The 22,490-nt window shown below is 38.8% G+C and carries 13 protein-coding genes; 10 read left to right on the top strand and 3 right to left on the bottom strand.

Translation table 11 applies throughout. The annotated features are described in order from the left end of the window. Positions 1 to 216 precede the first annotated feature (216 nt). The gene (locus tag RB151_RS10735; RefSeq protein WP_042843839.1) at positions 217 to 768 is read left to right on the top strand and encodes a PadR family transcriptional regulator; all 552 of its coding nucleotides are present in this window, start codon (positions 217 to 219) and stop codon (positions 766 to 768) included. Next, positions 761 to 973 (top strand): hypothetical protein, encoded by a 213-nt coding sequence (locus RB151_RS10740; protein WP_042843838.1) that lies wholly within the window; start codon positions 761 to 763, stop codon positions 971 to 973. Before RB151_RS10735 ends, RB151_RS10740 begins: the two co-directional genes overlap by 8 nt. 187 nt (positions 974 to 1,160) lie before the next feature. Here the strand turns inward: RB151_RS10740 and RB151_RS10745 are convergent, their stop codons facing one another. The 3 genes from RB151_RS10745 to RB151_RS10755 form a co-directional block, all read right to left on the bottom strand. After that, complete coding sequence (locus tag RB151_RS10745; RefSeq protein WP_071548061.1) at positions 1,161 to 6,050, bottom strand: RHS repeat domain-containing protein; 4,890 nt, start codon at positions 6,048 to 6,050, stop codon at positions 1,161 to 1,163. 123 nt (positions 6,051 to 6,173) lie between these two features. After that, on the bottom strand, positions 6,174 to 7,868 hold the full coding sequence (locus tag RB151_RS22945; protein WP_081363946.1) for a hypothetical protein: 1,695 nt from the start codon (positions 7,866 to 7,868) through the stop codon (positions 6,174 to 6,176). Positions 7,869 to 8,116: 248 nt separating this feature from the next. Then, positions 8,117 to 9,859: an ABC-F family ATP-binding cassette domain-containing protein gene (locus RB151_RS10755; RefSeq protein WP_048607160.1), complete on the bottom strand. Its 1,743-nt coding sequence runs from the start codon at positions 9,857 to 9,859 to the stop codon at positions 8,117 to 8,119. Between the two features lie 414 nt (positions 9,860 to 10,273). Between RB151_RS10755 and RB151_RS10760 the strand changes: the two genes are divergently transcribed. From RB151_RS10760 to RB151_RS10795, 8 genes are all read left to right on the top strand, one after another. After that, positions 10,274 to 10,750 carry a GNAT family N-acetyltransferase gene (locus RB151_RS10760; protein ID WP_042843836.1) on the top strand — a complete coding sequence of 159 codons (477 nt, stop codon included), beginning with the start codon at positions 10,274 to 10,276 and terminating at the stop codon, positions 10,748 to 10,750. Between the two features lie 399 nt (positions 10,751 to 11,149). Further along, entirely contained in the window at positions 11,150 to 12,220 is a 1,071-nt protein-coding gene (locus tag RB151_RS10765; protein WP_042843835.1) for an HlyD family secretion protein, read from the top strand. Then, positions 12,217 to 14,973: a ribosome-associated ATPase/putative transporter RbbA gene (rbbA, locus tag RB151_RS10770; RefSeq protein ID WP_048607162.1), complete on the top strand. Its 2,757-nt coding sequence runs from the start codon at positions 12,217 to 12,219 to the stop codon at positions 14,971 to 14,973. The genes RB151_RS10765 and rbbA overlap by 4 nt, the downstream gene beginning before the upstream one ends. Positions 14,974 to 14,977: 4 nt before the next feature. Continuing rightward, on the top strand, positions 14,978 to 16,102 hold the full coding sequence (locus RB151_RS10775) for an ABC transporter permease (protein ID WP_162493717.1): 1,125 nt from the start codon (positions 14,978 to 14,980) through the stop codon (positions 16,100 to 16,102). Positions 16,103 to 16,287: 185 nt separating this feature from the next. Further along, a complete protein-coding gene (gene ahpC, locus RB151_RS10780; RefSeq protein ID WP_042843832.1) occupies positions 16,288 to 16,851 on the top strand; it encodes an alkyl hydroperoxide reductase subunit C in 564 nt (187 codons plus the stop codon). A gap of 113 nt (positions 16,852 to 16,964) precedes the next feature. Further along, positions 16,965 to 18,539: an alkyl hydroperoxide reductase subunit F gene (gene ahpF, locus RB151_RS10785; RefSeq protein WP_071548062.1), complete on the top strand. Its 1,575-nt coding sequence runs from the start codon at positions 16,965 to 16,967 to the stop codon at positions 18,537 to 18,539. A 357-nt stretch (positions 18,540 to 18,896) separates the two neighbouring features. Further along, positions 18,897 to 19,118, top strand: a complete 222-nt coding sequence (locus tag RB151_RS10790; RefSeq protein WP_004254739.1) for a TraR/DksA family transcriptional regulator — start codon at positions 18,897 to 18,899, stop codon at positions 19,116 to 19,118. Positions 19,119 to 19,194: 76 nt separating this feature from the next. Continuing rightward, positions 19,195 to 21,855 carry a toprim domain-containing protein gene (locus tag RB151_RS10795; protein ID WP_071548063.1) on the top strand — a complete coding sequence of 887 codons (2,661 nt, stop codon included), beginning with the start codon at positions 19,195 to 19,197 and terminating at the stop codon, positions 21,853 to 21,855. Positions 21,856 to 22,490 lie beyond the last annotated feature (635 nt).

The raw sequence follows: 22,490 nt of genomic DNA on the forward strand, positions 1-22,490 counted from the left end.
TAAACCAGTCATATTTTAATGACTGGTTTTTTCATCGTCAGTTTATCGCATTTTTTCACCATATTATCTCGACATTGCTGGTATGATTTATATACGAATGATTATCATTAGCACGATATGAGAAAAACCGATATATCTAAAGCTAGCATTTTCTATAAAAATGGCTATTATGTTAGATATATCGGTTTTGATAGCGAATAACCACTGAGAGTTTTAATGATAAGGGAACCGCAGTCAGGGTCATGCTTATGTAATGGCAAAAGTGTCAGTCGCATGTTCAACCCAAAACAGTTGAGGATATATATCTTACATTTACTGACAGGGGGAATAAACTATGGTTATGACCTAATTAAAAAAATTGGGGAAGAAACCGCTGGTTTTTATTGCCCAAGCCCAGGGGTGATATATCCAACTTTGACTTTGTTAGAAGAATTAGGTTTTATCACAGAGGGTAAAGATAACGGGAAAGGCCGTAAATGCTATGTGATCACACCTGAAGGGCGGTGTTTTTTATTGCTCAAAGCCGAGATTTTAGCTGAGGTTCAGCTAAAATTAAAATATGCACAGGAATTGAAAGCCGGAAATCAGTTTGCTAATGAAATTGAATGTGCAGTAGATAAATTTAAATCATTGTTAAGGCATAAAATTGTTCTTCAACAATTGACGAAGGATGAATCGACTAAAGTGGTTGAGATCATCAATCGAGCAGTAGAAAGAATAGAACAAGTGAATGCAGTATTAGTGACAGAAGGAAAATCAAATGGCTAAAACAAATGATATTATACAAGTGAATGAGCAATCATATATGAAAGATACTAACAAAACACAGAAGAATAAAGCCTCAACACCCGCTGACGGTGAAGCAATACAACCTTCAAATAAAGACGTAAAATTCAAAGAAGTCGTTTGCCCTAGTGTGCCAACTTCTTATTTTAAACGTGCAAAAAATAAAAAACAAAAATTAAAATACTAAAAAGCTTGTTTAGTATTTAGGCTATTAAAAAAAGTATTTTATAAATAATTATTGATAGGGTAACTTATTTTATTGATAAACCAATAAAAAACTCCAGAGGACAGCGGTTGTATAACAAAGATGGGTACTGTCCTGCTAATGAAAAAGGTATTGAGCTTGTGCCATCAGTATAATGATGTTGTTACCTTTATGGGTTAAATTTTATTGGGTCATATTTATAGGAAAAATATTCCGATGAAAAAATCGAATAAGGATTGGTTTTTCTTATTTGAAATTCATATTTTTGGGAAAATAGATTAACCATATATTCGAGCCCCTCGTCTCCATAACGCCGCGTCGCACCCAGCAAAATTTTATTGACTTCCTCGGTTTCAAAATTTCCAGTTACGGGCCCTAAGTACGCTTTTACGGGTTTATTGGTTAACCTAGCTAACTGTTTTGCAAATGACTGCTCTCCTCCATTTCCTGAGTGGCACATAATTGTGCGTATATTGGTATAATTAGATAAGTCTTTTCTTTTTGATAATATTTCATACAATTCATTTGGGGTCATATGATTTTGAGCGCTTCTGTAGAGTAGTGCGGTACCGTTTTGTTGTTTTATTCCATGTGCAACAATATTTAGTCGCTTTTCATTATGATAGATATCTTCAAAAAAATAAAAATCTTTCCCCATAGGGACCATCCCTTCCATTTTGCCACCAAAGGTTGTTAATTTTGTACTGAGAGGTGAGCTATTTTTGTTTGTTAGTATAGAAAATAGCCTATTGGAATTGAGCTTAAGGCTACTTACACTAGTACCTATGCTGGCAATACCCAGTGCAAGAGATGCCCAGCCTAAGATACTTGAAGCTTGGGGGTCACTTTTCCGAGTTAACATGCTAGCGATCCCCGTAGCATCTGAGGCAACACTTAATATTAGTGTAATACTTGCCATGATGGCGCCAGAGGCTGCTAATGATGCACCAAATGTTACACCAGAGAAAATTATCCCTAATGCCCCAATCGCTAACCCACTCATTGCTTTAAGACTAAAGTGCCCTGATGGGTCAATCCGGTTTATCGGGTCTCCGGCACAATAGGCATAGGGATTTATCCCCCCTTTGCCAAAAGGGCTCAAACTATCAGGGCAATGAAAGCGCATTAGGCATGGGTTATATGCACGATAACCATTGCCTAGGTGATAAACACCTGTAATTGGGTCAATTCGCTCACCATTTAAGCCAAGAAAATGTTCTGTTGTTTTATCTTCGCCATATGGCAACCTAGAGTGGGACTGGCTAAGCTTATTGTTTGTATTTAAAGACCATATTAAATTGTCATTATATTCATTCGCCATTAAGGTTAGTTCAGTATTACATCCAACAGCTAAGCAAGTATGACCCGCTTTTATTAAACGAATTTTGTTGTTTTTTTCTGTGGTGATTTCATTAACTAGCTCGTCGGCGCGGTAATAGAGTTGATGATTTTGATTATTTTTGACGGTTTGGCTCACAATTTGATTTAGAGCATTGTAGCCATATTTGCTATTTTCCAGCCCATTAACGCGAATAAGCCGCCCTAGAGGGTCATAGTGTAATGTCCTACCTGCATTATCTAGTATCAGACGACCACATTTATCATACTCAAGTGGAATATTCGCAGGGTAATTACGGTGTGAATGAGATATGGCGGTTAATTGTGTAGGGTCATCTTTATTATTGTAATGGTACTGGGCAATATCCACTTCGTGGTTTTTTAGTACGGTGCGTACCTGAATAAGGTTATTTAATGGGTCGTAATCATAGAATTGCTGTCTAACTGATTGCCCATAGCAGTCTATAGGGTGCTCATTACCTTCAAAAGAGTAACCTATTAAACGATTACGTTTATCATAGCGATATTTTTCATTTTTTACGGGCTTATTATCCAATGTTGTATGTTTGGATGATAGTAAGCCATTTTTTAGCCATATACTTTGAATAACCAATTGAGAACCTTGGTTATCGGTGATACTCCGTCTAATTTCCTGATTAAACTCATTGTAAGTGAATGTGGTGAGTATAAAAGCATGGGTAGAATTATCAGTTACTATTTGCGTAATTAAACGACCAAGCGCATCATAGGTAAAATCAGTTATCAGAGCACTATCAAAAATTCGACTTAATCGACCATATTTATCTCGTTGATAGTCTGTTTTTGCCCCTGTAATATCATGGTATGACACGGGCTTTCCTTGCAATGTCCATTGATATTCAGTCTGCTTAGTTACACCCGATAAAATCATTATTTCTCGTTTCAATGTGCCTGAATTACTCCATTGATTGCTCACTTTTGTGTCTTTTTCTGTAGAATGTAACAGTTCTGCGGTGGCTAAATCATATTCAAACTCCTGAGTGACGCCACATACATTGACCTTATTTATGGCATTATTTAATTCAGGGATATACTCATAATGTACGGTTTCTCCTGAAGGTAATGTGATGAATGAAGGCGAGGGGGATGCGTTATCATATTGGTAGGTTGTGACTCGTTTGCCGCTTTCTTGTAGGGTTAAACGGCCTAAACTGTCAAATTCTTGGCTTCCTAGAACCCAGCAATGGCCATTGATATCAGTTACTTGAATGGATGAAACTTCTTTTCCCATTAAATATGGGACATATGTTTGTTCAATTACTGTACCATCAGGTAATGTTTGGCTAAGAACACGACCATACACATCATAGGTCCATTCAATAGGATTGCCTAACTCATCAATTTGTTTACGTAAACGCCCTGAACCGTCCCAAAAGTGTTGTTGAGAGGCAATAATTTCACTATTCGAATCAATACGTAGTGTGAGTTTGGGCAATTGATTTTTCTTATTAAGAATAGTCATCCACTGGCCACTTTGTAGATGTTGGCCGTTTAACCAACCTTGCTGAGTATGTGTTTCGGTTAATAAGATTGGGTCAACTATTCGATGTGTTTCAAAATTATTATTAAGCCTTGTCGTGGTAATTTCACCCCATGAGTCTCTTTTATAGGTTGTATTTATGGTATAGCACTGCTGTTTTCTATCAGAAAATTGGGTATCTTGTTCTGTTGTTGCTTGTAGGTTACCTAATGGCCCATATTTCTGATGCTTTACCTCGTACCATTCTTGGGTTCCATCATTATCAAATTGATATTGTTTTATAGGGTAACCTAAACTATTGAAGAGTATTTTTGCTTGATTACCATATGAGTCTTTTTCATAAGTAATAGGGCCTAAATGAGTGATTTTATAATGCCAATATATTGTTCGCTCATAGGCGGAACCCACAGCTTCAGTTTGGCTCAATATCCGGCCAATCTGGTCATAAGTATAATTAGTTTGAATGCCTAACCTATTTATTTCACTCAGCAAACATAAACTCAGCATTGATAGTTTTTTCATTGTTGCTAATTGGCAACCATCATGCCCTTGAAATTGATTTTTTTGAACTATTTGCTGGTTTTGTATAGAAGTGCTAATAGATTGTTTTGAATCGAAGTGGGTTGAGTTTTCCCCATCTTGATAAAAAATATTATAACTAGCTGTTATTCTACCATATTCTATACCATTTCTCTGGCTACAAAATTCAAAAATACGTTTTTGCAATAAACGATTATCTGCATAATATTGTTCTTGGTGTAAAATAATTATCTCGGTATTTTCTAGGTAGCTGTAGGAATAATATGTTGATGTAGTCGGTGTTTGATAATCAGTTTGGTTAGGTATTACTATTTTGGATTTCATGAAGCGGACAAATCCATTTTTTTCGCGAGGGCACAATAAATTATTATTGGTATCGCTACTTTCTTCTGCTGAATACCATTGCATAATGGTTCGCGTACCATCGGGATGTATTTCTAATGTAGGGTTGCCATGTTCGTCAAATTCGGATTGATAAACATCTTGTCGTTTTTGACCTTGTTGATTTTCCCATGTGATAGTTTTTTTGTTAACGAATTGAAATTGAGGGGGTTGCTTATCAAAAAGAAGACCGATAACGGCGTAATAATCATAGTCTGTACGATTAATATTAATAGAACCATTATGTGATTGATATGTTGTAATTTCATTTGTCAGTAAATGATAGTTATTATAGAGCCGTTTAGTTTCTATAATTAGGTCATCACTTCTCTGTATTTCTGTAGACCCATAAGTATAATTAGTTAAAAGCGAATATAAATTATCAGTATCCGATTTGAAATTTAATCCGCTAGCAAAGCCTAAATAATTTGTGTTTGTATAAGTATAGGAGGTGACAATATCAGGTTGTTCTCCTTGGAAAGATAACGTATGGCGAGTTGCGGCAATTAGTGCAGGGTATATATCCTCAGGGAATCTAATGAGGTCTCTTTGATAATAAATAGATTCAACCAACCCAGTAGGATGTATTATTTTTTCTATGTAACCATATTCATTATAACTGAAATGCCAAATATAATTTTCTGTTGTTTTTATAAGTTGCTGTAAATGTCCATTGAATATTTTTAATTTTATTTTATAGCACTCTAGTGATAGGGGATATATTGATATTATAGGCTGATTATAATTTTCGTAGTCTATCGATAATAAAACATTATTTTCATCTTTTATTTCTAAAAGGTGAGGGAAGCCAAAAAACGCCCATTTTAGGATAACAAAATGGCCATCATAACTTTCGATTTTTAATGTATTTTTGATATCACTTCCCGAAGATGGTCCTTCTAATATTTCAACTACACCTGATTTATAGGTGATTTTATAAAAATCATCAAAACGTTCAAAAATAAAATTATTTAACTTTTTTTGTTTTACTTCAAAATTGGCAATAGTATCATTAATAAGATATTTTTCACCAGATGATAAGTGAAGTAGTTTGTTCTTACTGTCATAGGTGGTTAATGGTAATGAGAAGCCCATACCAAAGCCACTATTATTATTTTGTAATGAACTACTGCATAATGATAAGTTAATTTCGGGGCCCATGCCATAGTTACAATTAATATTAACGATAGGGATATTTAAGGAAAAAATACCGGTTCTAGGGTCTATTCCTGTTTTTAATGCACTTATGAAATTTTGGCTTTGTGAAAAAAATGTATTCATAGAATATTATCCATTTAATTTATTATTGATTTTTGTTGGATGTTTTTGATTATGACATTATTAAAATAATAAGCGTTATAATTTATAATGCTGAGAAATTAATAAATATAATAATGCGGTTGGTTAGCTAACATAAAATTTAATATGTTCATCATTACCTACCTTGGCTATAATTGTGGCTTCATTTCCATATTGGTCACGCAAAATAAACGCCATTTTTTCTCCCCATTCACTATAATTCCATAAAGCACCATACCAAACACGGTAACTCCAAAAGCATAACCCTGATTTTTCATGGTTTTTTGATGTAACAGTGATGGACCATTTTTGTGTGAAATGAAATGTTGTTGTATATGCGGCATCGTGATTTTGTTTGACTGAAGAGTCTGTTGATGTGCTACAACCTTTGTAATTACCTGTTTGTTTATAGTGGAACCATAGATGCTCTTGGCATGATGCGTCATGAGTAATTGTGCCATTTGTATTATTAAATCTTACGTAGTATTTAGTCAAAATGCTATTTGAGTAACCACCCACGCCTTTCTCGATAATGGGGTGTTCAAGAGAGTACTTATCAAGATCGGACTCTGAAAAAATACGTTTGGGTAGTACATTCAATAGGACATAATCAGGCATTTTATTTTTCCCATTATATTCTAGGGCTGTAGTATATTCATCTTGATTAATTTGACATCTTACACAGAGTTTAAATGCTTCAATTAGATGGTTAAGAGAGACATAGACAATACATGATGAAATGTTAACCTGTTTATTAGACGTACCACTGTTTGTGGCATAGTTTCCGCATATATCAGTATAGTGAAGTACATTAGAAAACGGTTCATTCTTATAATCTACTAGTTGAATGTTTTTAAATATATCTTTTGGCGATATGTCAAGTGGTTGGTTGTGATTGTTTTTCGCTTCGATATTAATTTCAACCTGAACTTGGTGGTTGCCATTAGCATAAATAGATGCAGCTTTACCCCCACCAGGAATGAATATTTTTAAGGCGGATAGAGAGTGAATATCCTCCCAGTAGCAAATACCCGATACATAATCATTTCCCTCTATCACGGTGCCTAAATTTATTGACGCATTGCCATAAACCCTCGCATTACCTCTTATTATTGCATTATTCCTGATAAGGGCATTACCATAAACTTGAGCATTTTCACTAATGAGTGGACTGCCTTCTACAGTGGCATTTTCATAGACTTTTGCATAATTAGTTACCTGACAACTAATAAGTATTTTCGCATTGTCATAAACCTCAGCATGGCCACTAATAATAGAATTATTAGTCACTATGGCATTACCATAAACTTTAGCAGAGTCTTTTATTATTACTGCGGTATAATCTTTTCCTGTGATTTGAGCAAATTCGCTTATTTCAGCTGAATTCATAATAAGGCATCTTCCTCTTAATTCAGCATTGCCTGAAACTTTAGCATTATCGAAAACATCGGATTTATCTAATACTTTAGAATTACCAGAAACACTAGCATTATCAGATACCTTTGCATTTCCATAAATATTTGCATTATCGGATATTAGAGCATTACCATAAACCATAGCATTGTCATATACTTTTGCATCGTCACATATGCAGGCATTACCAGATATTTGTGCATCACCAGAAATATGAGCGTTACCATATACCATCGCATCATCTAAAATAAAACAATTACCTTCCTGACTTAAATTACTTTCACTACTAATCCATCCACCATATTCTTTGGTTATTAGGTTTTCTATTTTATATAGTGTGATGCCATCATGATTTTTTTCAATATCGGTGATCCTATATTTCTGCATAATAATTAACCTTGTTTATTGGGTTTGTAGGTATACTAAATTTTGGACTATATGTTTATCTTTAATGGGAAATATAAAATATAAAAATATTATTAACATTCAAAGATTGTTAATGTTAATGAAAAAAATAAATAATTAGAATGCTAAAAAAAGAGTATTCTTACTTAAAATTATAATAAATTAAATTTATCATAGAAACATGAATGGTATAAATTCCCCTGATAATATTGAATTATCAGGGGAATAGGTTATAAACCTAATTGAGATTGTATATAGGCAATTTCTTCAATCCATTGCTGCTGTAATTGTGGTTTTTGATGATTCAGTTTGCGTTTTTGGTCAGCTTGTAACTTTTCCTCTAACACTAACAATTTTTCTAGCAATTCATCTTCCTGAGTTGCTTTACTAGGGTAAACATCAAGCTCCGCACTTGCATTAATAAGCGGGGGATTATTGACTAACAACAGCTGGGATTGCTGCTCAATTTTATGATAGATATCATCTACATTGAGGTATTCTTCCAAACGATTATCGTTAATAAACCAAAAACGTTGGCAGCTATTTTCGATCAGCCACCTATCATGGCTGACGACCAGTAATGCCCCTGAAAATTGGCGGATTTGCTCGCTTAGTGCTTCTTTCCCTTCAAGGTCAAGGTGGTTTGTTGGCTCATCCAGTAACAATAATTCATATTGAGCCAAACTTAAACCAATAAACAACAGTCTAGAGCGTTCCCCGCCACTCAGTGTTGCTACTTTTTGTGAGTGACGAGTATAAGCAAAACCTGCACTGATTAAGGCCATTTTGCGTTGTTCATCTGTTAACGGTGCAAAAGGGCGTAATGCATCCAGTAGAGTGTCATTATCATTTAGCTGCGCAAGTTGCTGATCATAATAACCAGTGCTAATTGCAGGATGAAACTTTAGCTGCGAACTATAGCGTAAATCTTGCTGATAGTGCTGCCAAAGTAGACGCAATAATGTTGATTTACCACAACCATTTGCACCGATAATAGCAATACGATCGCCACTTTTAACTTGATGAAATGCACTAGTAAATAAATGCAAGCCATTAGGTGTTGAAATGACGGTATTCTCTAACTCAAGTACGCGGTTTGCAGGGATGGATTTGCCATTTAAAGATAATGTCCATTGGTAACCCTCTGTGACTTCTGTTTGGTCATCCTTAAGACGATCAATATGCTTTTCCATCTGCTTTGCTTTACGAGAAAGTGCTTCGTTATCGTACACGTGTCCCCATATGGCTAAGCGCTTAGCACTTGAGGTTATGCGGTCAATTTCCTTTTGCTCTGCCTGAAACCGATGTTCGTCTGCGATATCTTTTTCAATTAGCGCTTGACGAGCGGCGCTACAAGCTAACCGAAAAAAATGGAGCGATTTATCCCGCAAAATCCATGTGCAGTTGGTCACTTTATCAAGTAACGCTTGGTCATGGGAAACAAGTATAAAGCTGCCTTTCCATGATTGCAGAAAATCACCTAACCAAATAAGGGTAGGCAGATCTAAGTGGTTACTCGGTTCATCTAACAGTAATAAATCAGGTTGTTCAATTAAAGCACGGCCTAATAATAAACGAGTATGTTGACCACCACTTATTGTGTTTGCTTTTTGTTCCCATTGTTGTGTCGTAAAGCCTAACTCAGATAATAAAACTTCAGCCCGCCAGCGGTCTGTTATTTTATCTTGCTCAGGAAGCTTCTCAACAATAGCATCAATGAGTGACAGATTAGCAACATCTGCAGGTAAATGCTGTTCGATGTAAGCGGTGACGCAATGGTTTGCATAAGTGATAGTGCCACTATTTGGAGATAACTGGTGGGTTATCAGTTTTAATAATGTACTTTTCCCACTGCCGTTATGGCCTATTAAGCCTATACGTTCACCTTGTTGTAAGGTAAAAGAAACATCATTTAATAAAGACGTTGTTGGTGTATCGTAGTTTAATGATTTTACAGATAATAAAGTACTCATAGCTTACTCAATTTTTAGGCATAAAAATGCCAAGGAATTGTCAGAACGACAACCCAGTAAGCTGAGGGAACACCCAATTGGTAATTTCGCTCAGGCAGGGTTATCGCAGTATAAAACTGTGAAAGCCTGAGCTTTGGCGATTACCAAAGAAGTGTGAATATTCAATTAAATCACACAACAACATAGATTAGCCTCCTTATTATTTAGTTAAGTTGAACAATGTCGGTATCATAGCAAATAGACTGTTTAAGGAGCAATGTCCTAAAATGCGCTGTTTAATTTATCTACTCAGAAGTAAGTTATTGGTATAAACAAAACTTATACAGCTAATGATGAGATGAATAAAATTTCTGATGGTTGGGATTTCAGCGAGTAATACATAAAATTGATGCTCAAATTATAAGGGAATGACTAATGAACGTAGAAATAAAACCCGCAACACGCCAAGATGCTGCATTAATTTTAGACATGATCATCGAGTTGGCTGATTATGAAAAGGCTCGTCATGAAGTAAAAGCCTCCGTTACTGACATTGAAAATTCGTTATTCGGTTCAGATTCAAATACTGAAGCTTTAATTTGTTACATTGACGGGCAACCTGCAGGATATGCCGTATTTTTTACAAGTTATTCAACTTGGCTAGGGAATAATGGAATATATTTAGAGGATTTATACGTTTCTCCTGATTACAGAGGCGCTGGTGCAGGGAAAAAATTATTGAAATACATTGCAACGCTTGCTGTAGAGCGCAAATGTCAGCGCCTTGAATGGAGCGTTTTAGACTGGAATCAGCCCGCAATCGATTTTTATAAAAGTATCGGTGCACAGCCACAAGATGAGTGGGTTCGTTATCGGATGGATGAAAAAACAATTGCAATATTTGCTAGTTAATTTTTGTAGAAAATAAACAACTTGTAAATGTAATATTAAAGATGTTTTTAAAGTTTATTCAAGTAAGCCAGTAAATTAAATACTGGCTTTATTTTTGTATAAATATATACAATAAATGCCTTATTATCACTTTTTCTAATCTATTCTATTTTTTTGTGATGTACGGCAACTATACTTAAGATAAATCCTGATAAAATGTCGTTAAATTAGATAGATAGCTAATAATCGAACTGTATTTGGAAAAATGTAGCTCGATTAAAAAAAAGAAAGCATCACAACTTCAGTCTTAATCGTATTTATTTCGTATATAAACAGTTATACGGCTTTATTAATTTCACCAGGTTAATAATCAAAATAATTGTTGTTCATTGTTTTCTCATTTAATGGAAAAGGGATGGTATGAAAATAAATAAGCGAAAAGTATCGTTGTATCTCATTTTAATAATCATTATTGCCGTGGGCGGCTATTATTACTGGAGTGTGAACTCTGGGGGGCTACCTGCGGGCTTTGCGCAGAGTAACGGCCGTATTGAAGCTACTGAGATTGATATTGCGACTAAAACAGCAGGTAGAATTGAAACAATCAACGTAAAAGAAGGGGCCTTTGTTAAAGCAGGTCAAGAGCTCGCACGGATGGATACTCGTGCTCTTCAAGAGCAACTGCATGAAGTACAAGCACAATTGCGTCAAGCGATTAGTGCCGTCACTACGGCTGAATCTGCCTTAGCACAACGTAAGAGCGAAAAATTAGCCGCTCAAGCAGTCGTTCGCCAACGTGAAGCTGAGTTGAATGCCGCACAAAAACGGCTTAATCGTTCTAGAGCATTAGTCAGAACAAACGCCGTTTCACAGCAGCAAGTTGATGATGATACCGCGCAGATGCAAGGGGCTAGAGCCGCTTTAGAAGCTTCTAAAGCACAAGTTGCCGCATCGACTTCTGCCATTGATTCTGCTTCTGCAGGGATTGTACAAGCTAAAAACCGTGTTGAAGCCGCGACGGCTACAGAGCGCAGGATTTTAGCAGATTTAGACGATAGTATTTTAAAAGCCCCAAGAAATGGACGCGTTCAATACCGTGTAGCTGAGCCAGGAGAGGTACTTGGAGCCGGTGGGCGGGTCTTAAATATGGTTGATTTAAGCGATGTTTATATGACATTTTTCTTGCCGACAGAAGATGCAGGGAAAGTTGCGATAGGTAGCGATGTCCATATTATCCTTGATGCTGCGCCTAATATTGTTATTCCGGCAAAAACAACCTTTGTTGCCAGTGTGGCTCAATTCACCCCAAAAACGGTGGAAACCCAAAATGAACGCTTAAAGCTAATGTTCCGGGTTAGGGCGCGCATATCACCTGAATTATTAGAGCAACACCTTGAATACGTCAAAACGGGGTTACCAGGAAAGGCTTATGTGCGTTTAGACCCAAATGAGCCTTGGCCTGCTGAACTTGAGGTGAGATTACCGCAATGACCAACAAATTGATGGATGATGTGATAATCGATTTACAGCATGTCAGCCAGCATTATGGTGAAAATTGTGCGTTGGATGACATTGTTCTTTCTATCCCTGCGAGGAAAATGGTTGGGCTAATAGGGCCTGATGGAGTGGGTAAATCGAGTCTAATTTCACTAATTGCAGGGGCTAGGGCGATTCAGCAAGGCCATGTAAGGGTACTTGATGGGGATATGAACAGCGCTTTGCATCGCAGGGCAGTATGCCCACGAATTGCTTACATGCCGCAAGGGCTAGGAAAGAACCTGTACCACACACTATCCGTATATGAGAATGTGGATTTTTTTGGCCGGCTGTTTGGCCAATCAAAAGCTGAACGTGAGTACCGGATTCAAGACTTACTTGAAAGCACAGGGCTCGCTCCGTTTAAAGACCGACCCGCTGGTAAGCTATCGGGAGGGATGAAACAAAAATTAGGCCTATGTTGTGCGTTGATTCATGACCCGGATTTACTTATTTTAGATGAACCGACGACAGGGGTAGACCCGTTATCTCGTGCGCAGTTCTGGGACCTGATTGACCGAATTCGTTTACGTCAAACAAACATGAGCGTATTAGTGGCAACCGCGTATATGGAAGAAGCGGAACGGTTCGATTGGTTGGTTGCGATGGACGACGGTAAAGTTTTAGCCACCGGTCACGCATCGGAGCTAAAAAAACAAACCCATTGTGATGATCTTGAAGCTGCGTTTATTCAATTGTTACCTGAAGAAAAACGCAGTGGCCACAAAAAAGTCATTATTCCCCCGCGTGATAAATCAAAAGATGATGTGATTGCGATTGAGGCGCAAGGCTTGACGATGCGCTTTGGTAATTTTGTGGCGGTTGACCATGTGAACTTAAAAATCCCTAAAGGGGAGATATTTGGTTTTTTAGGTTCTAACGGTTGTGGTAAATCGACCACCATGAAAATGCTAACCGGGCTATTACAAGCGAGTGAAGGACAAGCTTGGTTATTTGGGCAAGAAATTGACCCTAAAGATATTGAAACGCGTAAGCGTGTGGGCTATATGTCACAAGCCTTCTCCCTGTATAGCGAACTGAGTGTAGAGCAAAACCTTGAACTGCATGCGAAACTCTTTCATATTCCAGAAGATAACATTGCACAGCGTATTAATGACATGTGCCAACGCTTTGAGTTGGAAGATGTTAGAGAAACCATGCCAGATGATTTACCTCTAGGCATCCGCCAGCGCTTATCGTTGGCCGTTGCGGTGATACATGAACCAGAGATGTTAATCCTAGATGAACCTACCTCAGGGGTCGATCCTGTCGCGAGGGATATGTTCTGGAATTTGATGGTAGACCTATCAAGACGTGACGGTGTCACAATTTTTATTTCGACCCACTTTATGAATGAAGCTGAGCGTTGTGACCGAATTTCGTTGATGCATGCAGGGAAAGTACTGGATTGTGATACGCCAGTTAATTTAACCAAAAAAAGAGGTTTAGGCACTCTTGAAGAAACCTTTATCGCCTATTTACAAGATGCTGTAGGGGAAGCGGGAGCTGAGCAAGAAACAGCCCCTGAATTCCATGTTGACCCTGCATTAAAAGAGCAAGCAACAGATGCACTTAAAAAGCGTTTTAGCTTACGTCGGTTATTCAGCTATTCCATTCGTGAAGGCATGGAGCTTCGCCGCGACCCGGTTCGTTCAACATTAGCGTTACTTGGAACAGTGATCCTAATGTTTATTATGGGTTATGGGATTAGCATGGACGTCGAAAACTTACGCTTTTCAGTACTAGATCGTGACCAAACGGGGTTAAGTCAAGGATATACTCTAAACCTCGCAGGTTCTCGTTATTTTATCGAGCAGCCGCCTATCAAAGATTATGATGATTTAGAGGCTGGAATGCGTAGTGGTAAGATTACCGTTGCTATAGAAATCCCACCTAACTTTGCGAGGGATGTTGCTCGAGGAAATAATGTCAAAATTGGGGTATGGATTGATGGCGCAATGCCAAACCGAGCAGAAACGGTACGTGGCTACGTGCAAGCTATGCACCTTGCTTGGCTAAGTACAATGGCTGCTCGTCAACCTGTCGGGGTTGCAGGGATGCCGGCTATCGATATCGAAACTCGCTATCGTTATAACCCTGATGTTCGCAGCTTACCCGCTATTGTACCTGCGGTTATCCCGTTGTTATTAATGATGATCCCAGCCATGTTAAGTGCTCTTAGTGTGGTACGCGAAAAAGAATTAGGTTCGATAATCAATCTTTATGTCACCCCGATCACCAAATTAGAGTTTTTGCTTGGTAAACAATTGCCTTATATTTTATTAGGCATGTTTAACTTCTTATTACTGTGCATTTTATCGGTATATATATTTGGTGTGGAATTTAAGGGGAGCTTCCTAACGTTGACGTTAGCGGCTTTCTTGTATGTCAGTATTGCAACGGGGATTGGTTTACTCATTTCTTGTTTTATGAAAAGCCAAATCGCTGCTATTTTTGGTACATCAATCATTACTTTAATTCCTGCGACTCAATTTTCAGGAATGATTGACCCCGTATCTTCATTAGAAGGAATAGGTCGGTGGGTTGGTATGGTCTACCCGACATCACATTTCTTAACCATCACTCGGGGGACATTCTCTAAGGGGCTGAATTTATTTGATTTACAGGCATCATTTATCCCGCTACTTATCACGGTACCGCTTGTTATTGGCTTAAGCGTATTGTTTTTGAAAAAGCAGGAGGTTTAGTATGATGCGTAAAATACAAAATATCATCAACCTAGGGGTTAAAGAGTTACGCAGCTTAGGCCGAGATAAAGCGATGCTTGCATTGATCGTCTTTGCGTTTACCGTTTCGATTTATTCATCGGCAACGGTTACGCCGGGTTCGTTACATAACGCGCCTATTGCGATAGCCGATCAAGACCGCTCACAGTTATCGAATCGGATCATCAACAGCTTTTATGCCCCGTATTTTTTACCCCCAGCAGATATTACACCTGACCAAATTGACGGTTTATTAAATAGAGGTTCATACACCTTCGCACTCGATATTCCGCCTAATTTTCAAAAAGATGTTCTTGCAGGGCGACAACCTGAAATCCAAGTTAATATTGATGCAACACGGATGAGTCAAGCTTTTTTAGGAAATAGCTATATCCAAAATATTACATTAGGAGAGGTCAACGAGTTTTTAGCAAAGTATCGAAGTAATGCAAGCTTGCCAGTAGACTTAGAAGTGAGGATGCGTTTTAACCCTAATTTGACGCAATCGTGGTTCGGTTCCGTAATGGCGATTATCAACAATATCACGATGTTGTCTATTGTCTTGACTGGGGCTGCGTTAATCCGTGAACGGGAGCATGGCACAGTAGAGCACTTGATGGTGATGCCGTTGACGCCATTTGAAATCATGATGTCGAAAATATGGTCCATGGGGCTGGTGGTACTGATTGCATCGGGTGTTTCATTGTTGCTGGTGGTTAAAACCTTGCTGCAAGTTCCTATTGAGGGGTCTATATTGCTCTTTATGGGAGGGGTTGCGCTGAGTTTATTTGCGACGACGTCAATCGGGATTTTTATGGGAACTATCGCAAGGTCCATGCCTCAGTTCGGTCTATTGATGATTTTAGTTTTATTACCTTTAAATATGCTTTCTGGGGGAATGACGGCACGTGAGAGTATGCCTCAATTAGTGCAAGATATTATGCAAACTATGCCGACAACTCACTTTGTTAGCCTTGCGCAAGCTATTTTGTATCGTGGTGCAGGTTTCCAAATAGTTTGGCCGCAATTTGTTATTTTAATCGTCATTGGGAGTGTTTTCTTTACACTTGCATTGTTCCGCTTCCGCAAAACTATTGCCACGATGGCATAATCATAGAAAAAATACCTTCCTAACAACAAAACGCTTGCTGAAGAGTTCAGTAAGCGTTTTAATGTCGCACCTATTAATTGTATGACAATGATTAGGTTATACCTATCAAATCGATAGTGGGTACTGATTGGATTTAATTGCTGTAAAACAGTAACTTAATAGGCAACCAAACAGGAGAACATCATATGTCATTAATTAATACTCAAATCAAACCTTTTACTAACCAAGCATTCAAAGACGGTCAATTTATCGAAGTTTCTGAAAAAGACGTTGAAGGTAAATGGAGTGTTTTCTTCTTCTATCCAGCTGACTTTACTTTCGTTTGCCCAACGGAATTAGGCGATATTGCTGACCATTACGAAGAATTCCAAAAATTAGGTGTTGAGATTTTCTCTGTATCTACTGATACCCACTTTACACATAAAGCATGGCATGCAAGCTCAGACACTATTGGCAAAATTAAATATGCCATGATCGGTGACCCAACTGGCGCATTAACTCGTAACTTTGAAAATATGCGTGAGAATGAAGGTCTAGCAGACCGTGGTACGTTTGTTGTTGACCCACAAGGTATCATTCAAGCAATTGAAATCACTGCTGAAGGTATTGGCCGTGATGCTTCAGATTTACTGCGTAAAGTTAAAGCTGCGCAATACGTAGCTAGCCATCCAGGTGAAGTTTGCCCAGCGAAATGGAAAGAAGGTGATGCGACACTGTCTCCGTCTTTAGACTTAGTTGGCAAAATCTAATTAGTTTCTAGATTAATAAAAAAACTATTCAAGTTGCAGGTGTTTAGGCCTGCAACTTGAAGCATGGACGGGTATATGTACCCGATTTTATGATTAAAATTAAAGGGGATTACATGCTCGACAATAATTTACAGGCACAATTAAAAGCCTACTTAGAACGTTTAACTAAACCCGTTGAATTAGTTGCTAATATAGATGACAGCCAAAAATCAAATGAAATCAAACAGCTGTTAGAACAAATCGCATCACTATCAGATAAAGTCAGTGTGCGTGAAGAACGCAACGACGCGATAAGAACACCTTCTTTTTTAATTACTAACCCAGGAATAGATAGTGGTTTGCGTTTTGCAGGTTCGCCACTGGGACATGAATTTACCTCTCTTGTGCTGGCATTATTGCAAATTGGTGGTCATCCATCGAAAGAAGCACAAGAGTTATTGGAACAAGTTAAAGGCCTAGAAGGTGAGTTCCATTTTGAGACTTATTACTCGTTATCATGCCATAACTGCCCTGATGTTGTTCAAGCACTGAATTTAATGGCTGTATTGAACCCCAATGTTAGCCATACCGCGATTGACGGTGCGCTTTTTCAAAACGAAATTGACGAGCGTAATGTAATGGGCGTTCCTGCGGTTTTCCTTAATGGAAAAGAGTTTGGCCAAGGGCGTATGACATTAAGTGAGATTGTTAGCAAGGTTGATACCAACTCGGATGCACGCGCAGCAAAATCACTGACAGAACGTAAGCCATTTGAAGTACTGGTAATTGGCAGTGGCCCTGCGGGTGCTTCAGCTGCAATTTATACTGCTCGTAAAGGGATCCGTACTGGGGTGATCGGCGAGCGTTTTGGCGGCCAAGTAATGGATACCGTTGATATTGAAAACTATATTTCAGTGATTAAAACCGAAGGGGCAATTTTTGCGGGCGCGTTAAAAAATCATGTCGATAGTTATGATGTTGATGTCATTGATGGTCAATCGGTAGCGAAATTGATACCCGCAGCAGAGGAAGGTGGTTTACACCAAATTGAGACAGCATCAGGTGGTATCTTAAAATCACGCAGCATCATTATTTCTACGGGGGCTCGCTGGAGAAACATGGGCGTTCCTGGGGAACAAGAGTACCGCACTAAAGGCGTTACATTCTGCCCACATTGCGATGGTCCATTGTTTAAAGGTAAACGTGTAGCGGTAATTGGTGGTGGTAATTCAGGAATTGAAGCGGCTATCGATTTAGCGGGAGTCGTTGACCATGTTACTGTGCTTGAATTTGCACCAGAACTGAAAGCGGATTCTGTGTTACAAGAAAAAGCCCGCAGTTTAAGTAATGTCGATATTATTTTGAATGCACAAACCTTAGAGGTTAAAGGTGATGGTAGCAAAATGACGGGTCTTGAGTATAAAGACCGTACAGATGATAGCGTTCATTTACTTGAGGTTGCAGGGGCATTCGTACAAATCGGTTTATTACCCAACACCAATTGGTTGGGAGATACCATCGCAAGAAACCGTATGGGTGAAATTGAAATCGACGCACGTAACGAAACGAGTGTTAAAGGTATTTTTGCCGCGGGGGACTGTACAACAGTACCTTATAAGCAAATTATTATTTCAGCCGGAGAAGGGGCAAAAGCCGCACTTAGCGCATTTGACTACCTCATCCGCACAAGTACCAGAACCGCTGAATAGGTGTAATTTACTTTATATTCAGTGAGTTGTAGTCAAAAGGCACTCGGGGGCGAGTGCCTTTTTTTTGTGCATAATCTGTACAAAAAAGGCTCAAAAGTGCCTAAAAGTGTTCAAGTGTGGACAACTTGTGGACGATCTAAACGCTGATTTGGTGGTACTTACAGCGGAGAAATACATTTCAGTGTGGACAATTTGTGGACACGCAGAAGTTAAATTTGCCTCGATTTTCGTCGTCAAAATCATCCTAAAACGAACAATCTATTAAGCTAACAACAGAGAAATTAGATTATGCGCAAATTCATCAGTTATTGATTGATGAAGCGGATAAATTCGAGTCACAAGCGGGAGATCTTAACTATGTCTGATGTTATCGACCGCGCCAATGAACATGCAGCATTAGTGCTAGAACAGAATATTCAAGCTGCAAGGAAACCCGCGAATAGGGTATCTGCGTTTGAGTGTGAGAATTGTGATCACCCGATACCAGAAGCCCGCCGCCAAGCGGTGATTGGCTGCACCTTGTGTATTGACTGCCAAATTCTGTTTGAACTGAAAGAAAAACATTACCACAGCGTATGAGAAATCATTTTCTGTAAGCAAATAAAAAGCACACAACCCGCGGGTAGACGGTGATTGTGTGCTCTAAGGTTATCACATGAAATCATATCATATTCAGGCGTTATTACCTCGCCTTATACTCGACTTTCAATTTAAAGAGCAAAATGGCTATTTGCGCCAAGGTGTGTGCCCAAATTGTAAGAAAAAAGAGCTATTTACCTCAATTGAAATGCCGTTTGTGTTGCGTTGTGGCCGTGAAAATATATGTGGCGCTGAGTTGATTGTAAAAGAGATTTATCCCGATATATTTGATGACTGGTCAGCACACTACCCCAAGACGCAACAAGCACCAAATGCAGCCGCAGATGCCTATTTACAGCACGCCAGAGGGCTTGATATCGCTCCCTTGAAAGGGTTGTATTCCGAGTCTAGTTATCATGCTAATGGGTTAGGTGCGGCAACGGTGAAATTTGCTTTACCCGAGGGGGCATATTGGGAGCGCATTATTGATAGACCCTCACGGTTTGATCGCAAAGCTAACTTTTTTGGTTCTTATAAAGGGTATTGGTGGACATTGCCACAACAGGATTTAACCCAAGCCAAAGAGATTTGGCTAACGGAAGGTATTTTTGATGCCCTTAGCTTGATTCAAAATGGTATTGCGGCTGTATCGTTAATGACTTGCCATAATTACCCTGAAGTCGCGTTGAATGCGTTGAGTACTGCGCTAGGAAATAATAAAAAGCCGTTGTTAGTTTGGGCATTAGATAATGGCGCAGCCGGCGAACGCGCAATGAAAAAGTTTGTTGCCCGCAGCTATGATGATGGCTGGAAAGCTACGGCCGCGAGACCCGCTGAAAAAGAGTGTGGCAACGATTGGAATGACTTGCATATGAAAGGCAAGTTAACGGAGCGTGATATTGCCCGTTATCGCTATTACGGCAAGTTATTGCTAGCCTCAACCGCGTTTGAAAAGGCGCGTTTAATGTTTAACTGGACGGAGCGTTCAGAGTTCGATTTTCAACATGATAACCGCTTGTATTGGTTTAAGTTGGATATCGATAAAATGATGAAAACCATTGAGCGTATTCATGATGCCGAACCCGATTTAGATGAAGATGAAGCCAGACAAAAAGCGGTAAAAGAGTCCGGTACGGTAGTTGAAATTGCCAATTGTTATCCCACTCCGCTATATTTCCAAAAGTCCGTTGAAACTGACGAATCATGGTATTACATGCGCGTCGATTTCCCTCGCCAGCCGCAAGTTAAAGCCACTTTTACCGCCTCACAGTTAACCAGTGCCAGTGAATTTAAAAAGCGTTTATTGCATGTGGCCAAAGGGGCGGTTTATACCGGCACAACTTTGCAATTGGACCGCATTTGCAAGCAAGCTTTGCCGGATATCAAAGAGGTAATCACGCAAAATTATGTGGGTTATAACAAAGAGTATGGTGTGTATGTGTTTAATGATGTTGCGGTGCAGGATGGTAAGTGTTTTACGTTAAATGAGGAAGATTATTTCTCTCTCAATAAGTTGGATATCAAGACGTTAAGCCTGAGCCCATCATTGGCCATTAATACCGATTTTAGCGAATTTGATACCAGTTGGTTAAGTTCCCTTTGGGATGCGTTTGGCGCAAAAGGTTATGTGGTATTGGCGTTCTGGTTGGGTTCGTTCTTTGCGGAGCAGATACGCAAGACCCATAAAAGCTACCCATTTTTAGAAATATGCGGTGAGCCTGGTTCTGGTAAAAGTACCTTGATTGAGTTTTTATGGCGTTTATGTGGCCGCGCAGATTACGAGGGGTTCGATGCATCAAAATCGAGTGTTGCCGCTCGAGGGCGAAACTTTTCACAGATTAGTAATTTGCCGGTGTGTTTAATTGAAAGTGATCGCGTGCAAGATAACGCAAAACTAAAAGCGTTTGATTGGGAAGAACTTAAATCACTGTATAACGGCCGTGCCACGCGTTCGTTAGGGGTAAAAAATAGCGGTAATGAGACCTACGAGCCGTTATTTAAAGGCAGTATTGTGATTGCTCAGAATGCTGAAATTAATGCGTCACGCGCCGTTTTAGAACGGATTATTCATCTTTATACCGATAAAGCGGAGCAAAGTGTTGAAACCCGTTATGCCGCTATTGCCCTTGAACGTTATCCCATTGAAAGGTTATCCGGTTTTTTGCCTACGGTATTGATGAAAGAAGCGGCGATTTTAAAGCAATACAATGAGCGCGTAGATGGCTTACAGGCGCAGTTATTTGCGGACAAGGCGATTAACCATGAGCGGATCGCCAAAAACCATGCACAGTTAATCGCATTATTGGAAACGTTAGCGTTAGTTCTTCCTGTAAAAGCGGCTCATATTCGCCAAACCCGTGACTTTATTATTGAGTTGGCCAAACAACGAGTTCAAGCGATCCAACTTGACCAACCGCAAGTGATGGAGTTTTGGGAGCTGTTTGATTATTTACACGATAATGAGGTCTTTGGTGTGAATCATTGCGGTGAAAAGGGAGTTTATGCGGTGAATTTTAACCATATTGCACAGGTGGCCAGTGAATACCGCCAGTCTATACAATTGAATACCGATATTAAGAATTTATTGAAAGCGGGGCGTATGCGTAAGTTTGTGGGGGTTAAGACGGTGCGAAGTGTGGTAAACAGTCAGTTTAATAGCACGCTTGCGGTGGGGAGTACTTTAACGAAGCCTGATGTGCTTAGATGTTGGGTATTCCAAAAAAACAGTGAAAGTTAGTTATCGTCTATTTCCTTTCTATCGGCTGCCTTGTGCAGCCTTTCTTTTATTTAAAGATATCCTTCCTTCTGCAAGCCCGCTTAACCGCCAACGGTAATTTAACTTGTTGATTTATTATGGTGTAACTTTTTAGGTTTGCTCTGTAACCTGTTGTAACCGAAAAAAGGTTACATCGGAGTATATTACTATCAATAAGTTATAAGTCTTTTTTGTGTATGTAACCGTTGTAACCGTTTTCCGAAGGGGTCAGGGAAATTGACAGCTTTGCATGACTATTAACACAGAGTAGATAGGTCTATAAGCATTAGAGTTATAATTGACTATTATTTAAACTCTTTTATAAATATAGAAAATTTATGGGGGGGCTTCGGAAAGGCGTTACAAACGTTACAATTTTAATATTTCTCTATAACCAATTGATTAATAATTAAAATGTTGATATATGAAAACATTACAAAAGCATTACTTTGCCGTTATGTGTAACGGTTTTAAAAGGTTACAAATTAGAAATCTAACTTATTGTTTTATAAGGCTGTAACGTTTTAGACTCTATTTTGTGATGCTTTGTAACGGTTCAAACGTTACATGAGAATGTTTTATTATCAATAGGTTACGATTGGTTTTTAGATGGTGTA

Origin of the sequence: Providencia rettgeri (genome assembly GCF_001874625.1) — a bacterium.
GTDB classification, from domain to species: Bacteria; Pseudomonadota; Gammaproteobacteria; order Enterobacterales; family Enterobacteriaceae; genus Providencia; species Providencia huashanensis.

Bases quoted from the DNA above. Each gene is read 5' to 3' on its own strand.
- RB151_RS10755 (WP_048607160.1), bottom strand. From the start codon at position 9,859: ATGAGTACTTTATTATCTGTAAAATCATTAAACTACGATACACCAACA.
- RB151_RS10745 (WP_071548061.1), bottom strand. From the start codon at position 6,050: ATGAATACATTTTTTTCACAAAGCCAAAATTTCATAAGTGCATTAAAA.
- RB151_RS10740 (WP_042843838.1), top strand. From the start codon at position 761: ATGGCTAAAACAAATGATATTATACAAGTGAATGAGCAATCATATATG.
- RB151_RS10760 (WP_042843836.1), top strand. From the start codon at position 10,274: ATGAACGTAGAAATAAAACCCGCAACACGCCAAGATGCTGCATTAATT.
- ahpC (WP_042843832.1), top strand. From the start codon at position 16,288: ATGTCATTAATTAATACTCAAATCAAACCTTTTACTAACCAAGCATTC.
- RB151_RS10735 (WP_042843839.1), top strand. From the start codon at position 217: ATGATAAGGGAACCGCAGTCAGGGTCATGCTTATGTAATGGCAAAAGT.
- RB151_RS10795 (WP_071548063.1), top strand. From the start codon at position 19,195: ATGAAATCATATCATATTCAGGCGTTATTACCTCGCCTTATACTCGAC.
- rbbA (WP_048607162.1), top strand. From the start codon at position 12,217: ATGACCAACAAATTGATGGATGATGTGATAATCGATTTACAGCATGTC.
- RB151_RS10790 (WP_004254739.1), top strand. From the start codon at position 18,897: ATGTCTGATGTTATCGACCGCGCCAATGAACATGCAGCATTAGTGCTA.
- ahpF (WP_071548062.1), top strand. From the start codon at position 16,965: ATGCTCGACAATAATTTACAGGCACAATTAAAAGCCTACTTAGAACGT.
- RB151_RS22945 (WP_081363946.1), bottom strand. From the start codon at position 7,868: ATGCAGAAATATAGGATCACCGATATTGAAAAAAATCATGATGGCATC.
- RB151_RS10765 (WP_042843835.1), top strand. From the start codon at position 11,150: ATGAAAATAAATAAGCGAAAAGTATCGTTGTATCTCATTTTAATAATC.
- RB151_RS10775 (WP_162493717.1), top strand. From the start codon at position 14,978: ATGCGTAAAATACAAAATATCATCAACCTAGGGGTTAAAGAGTTACGC.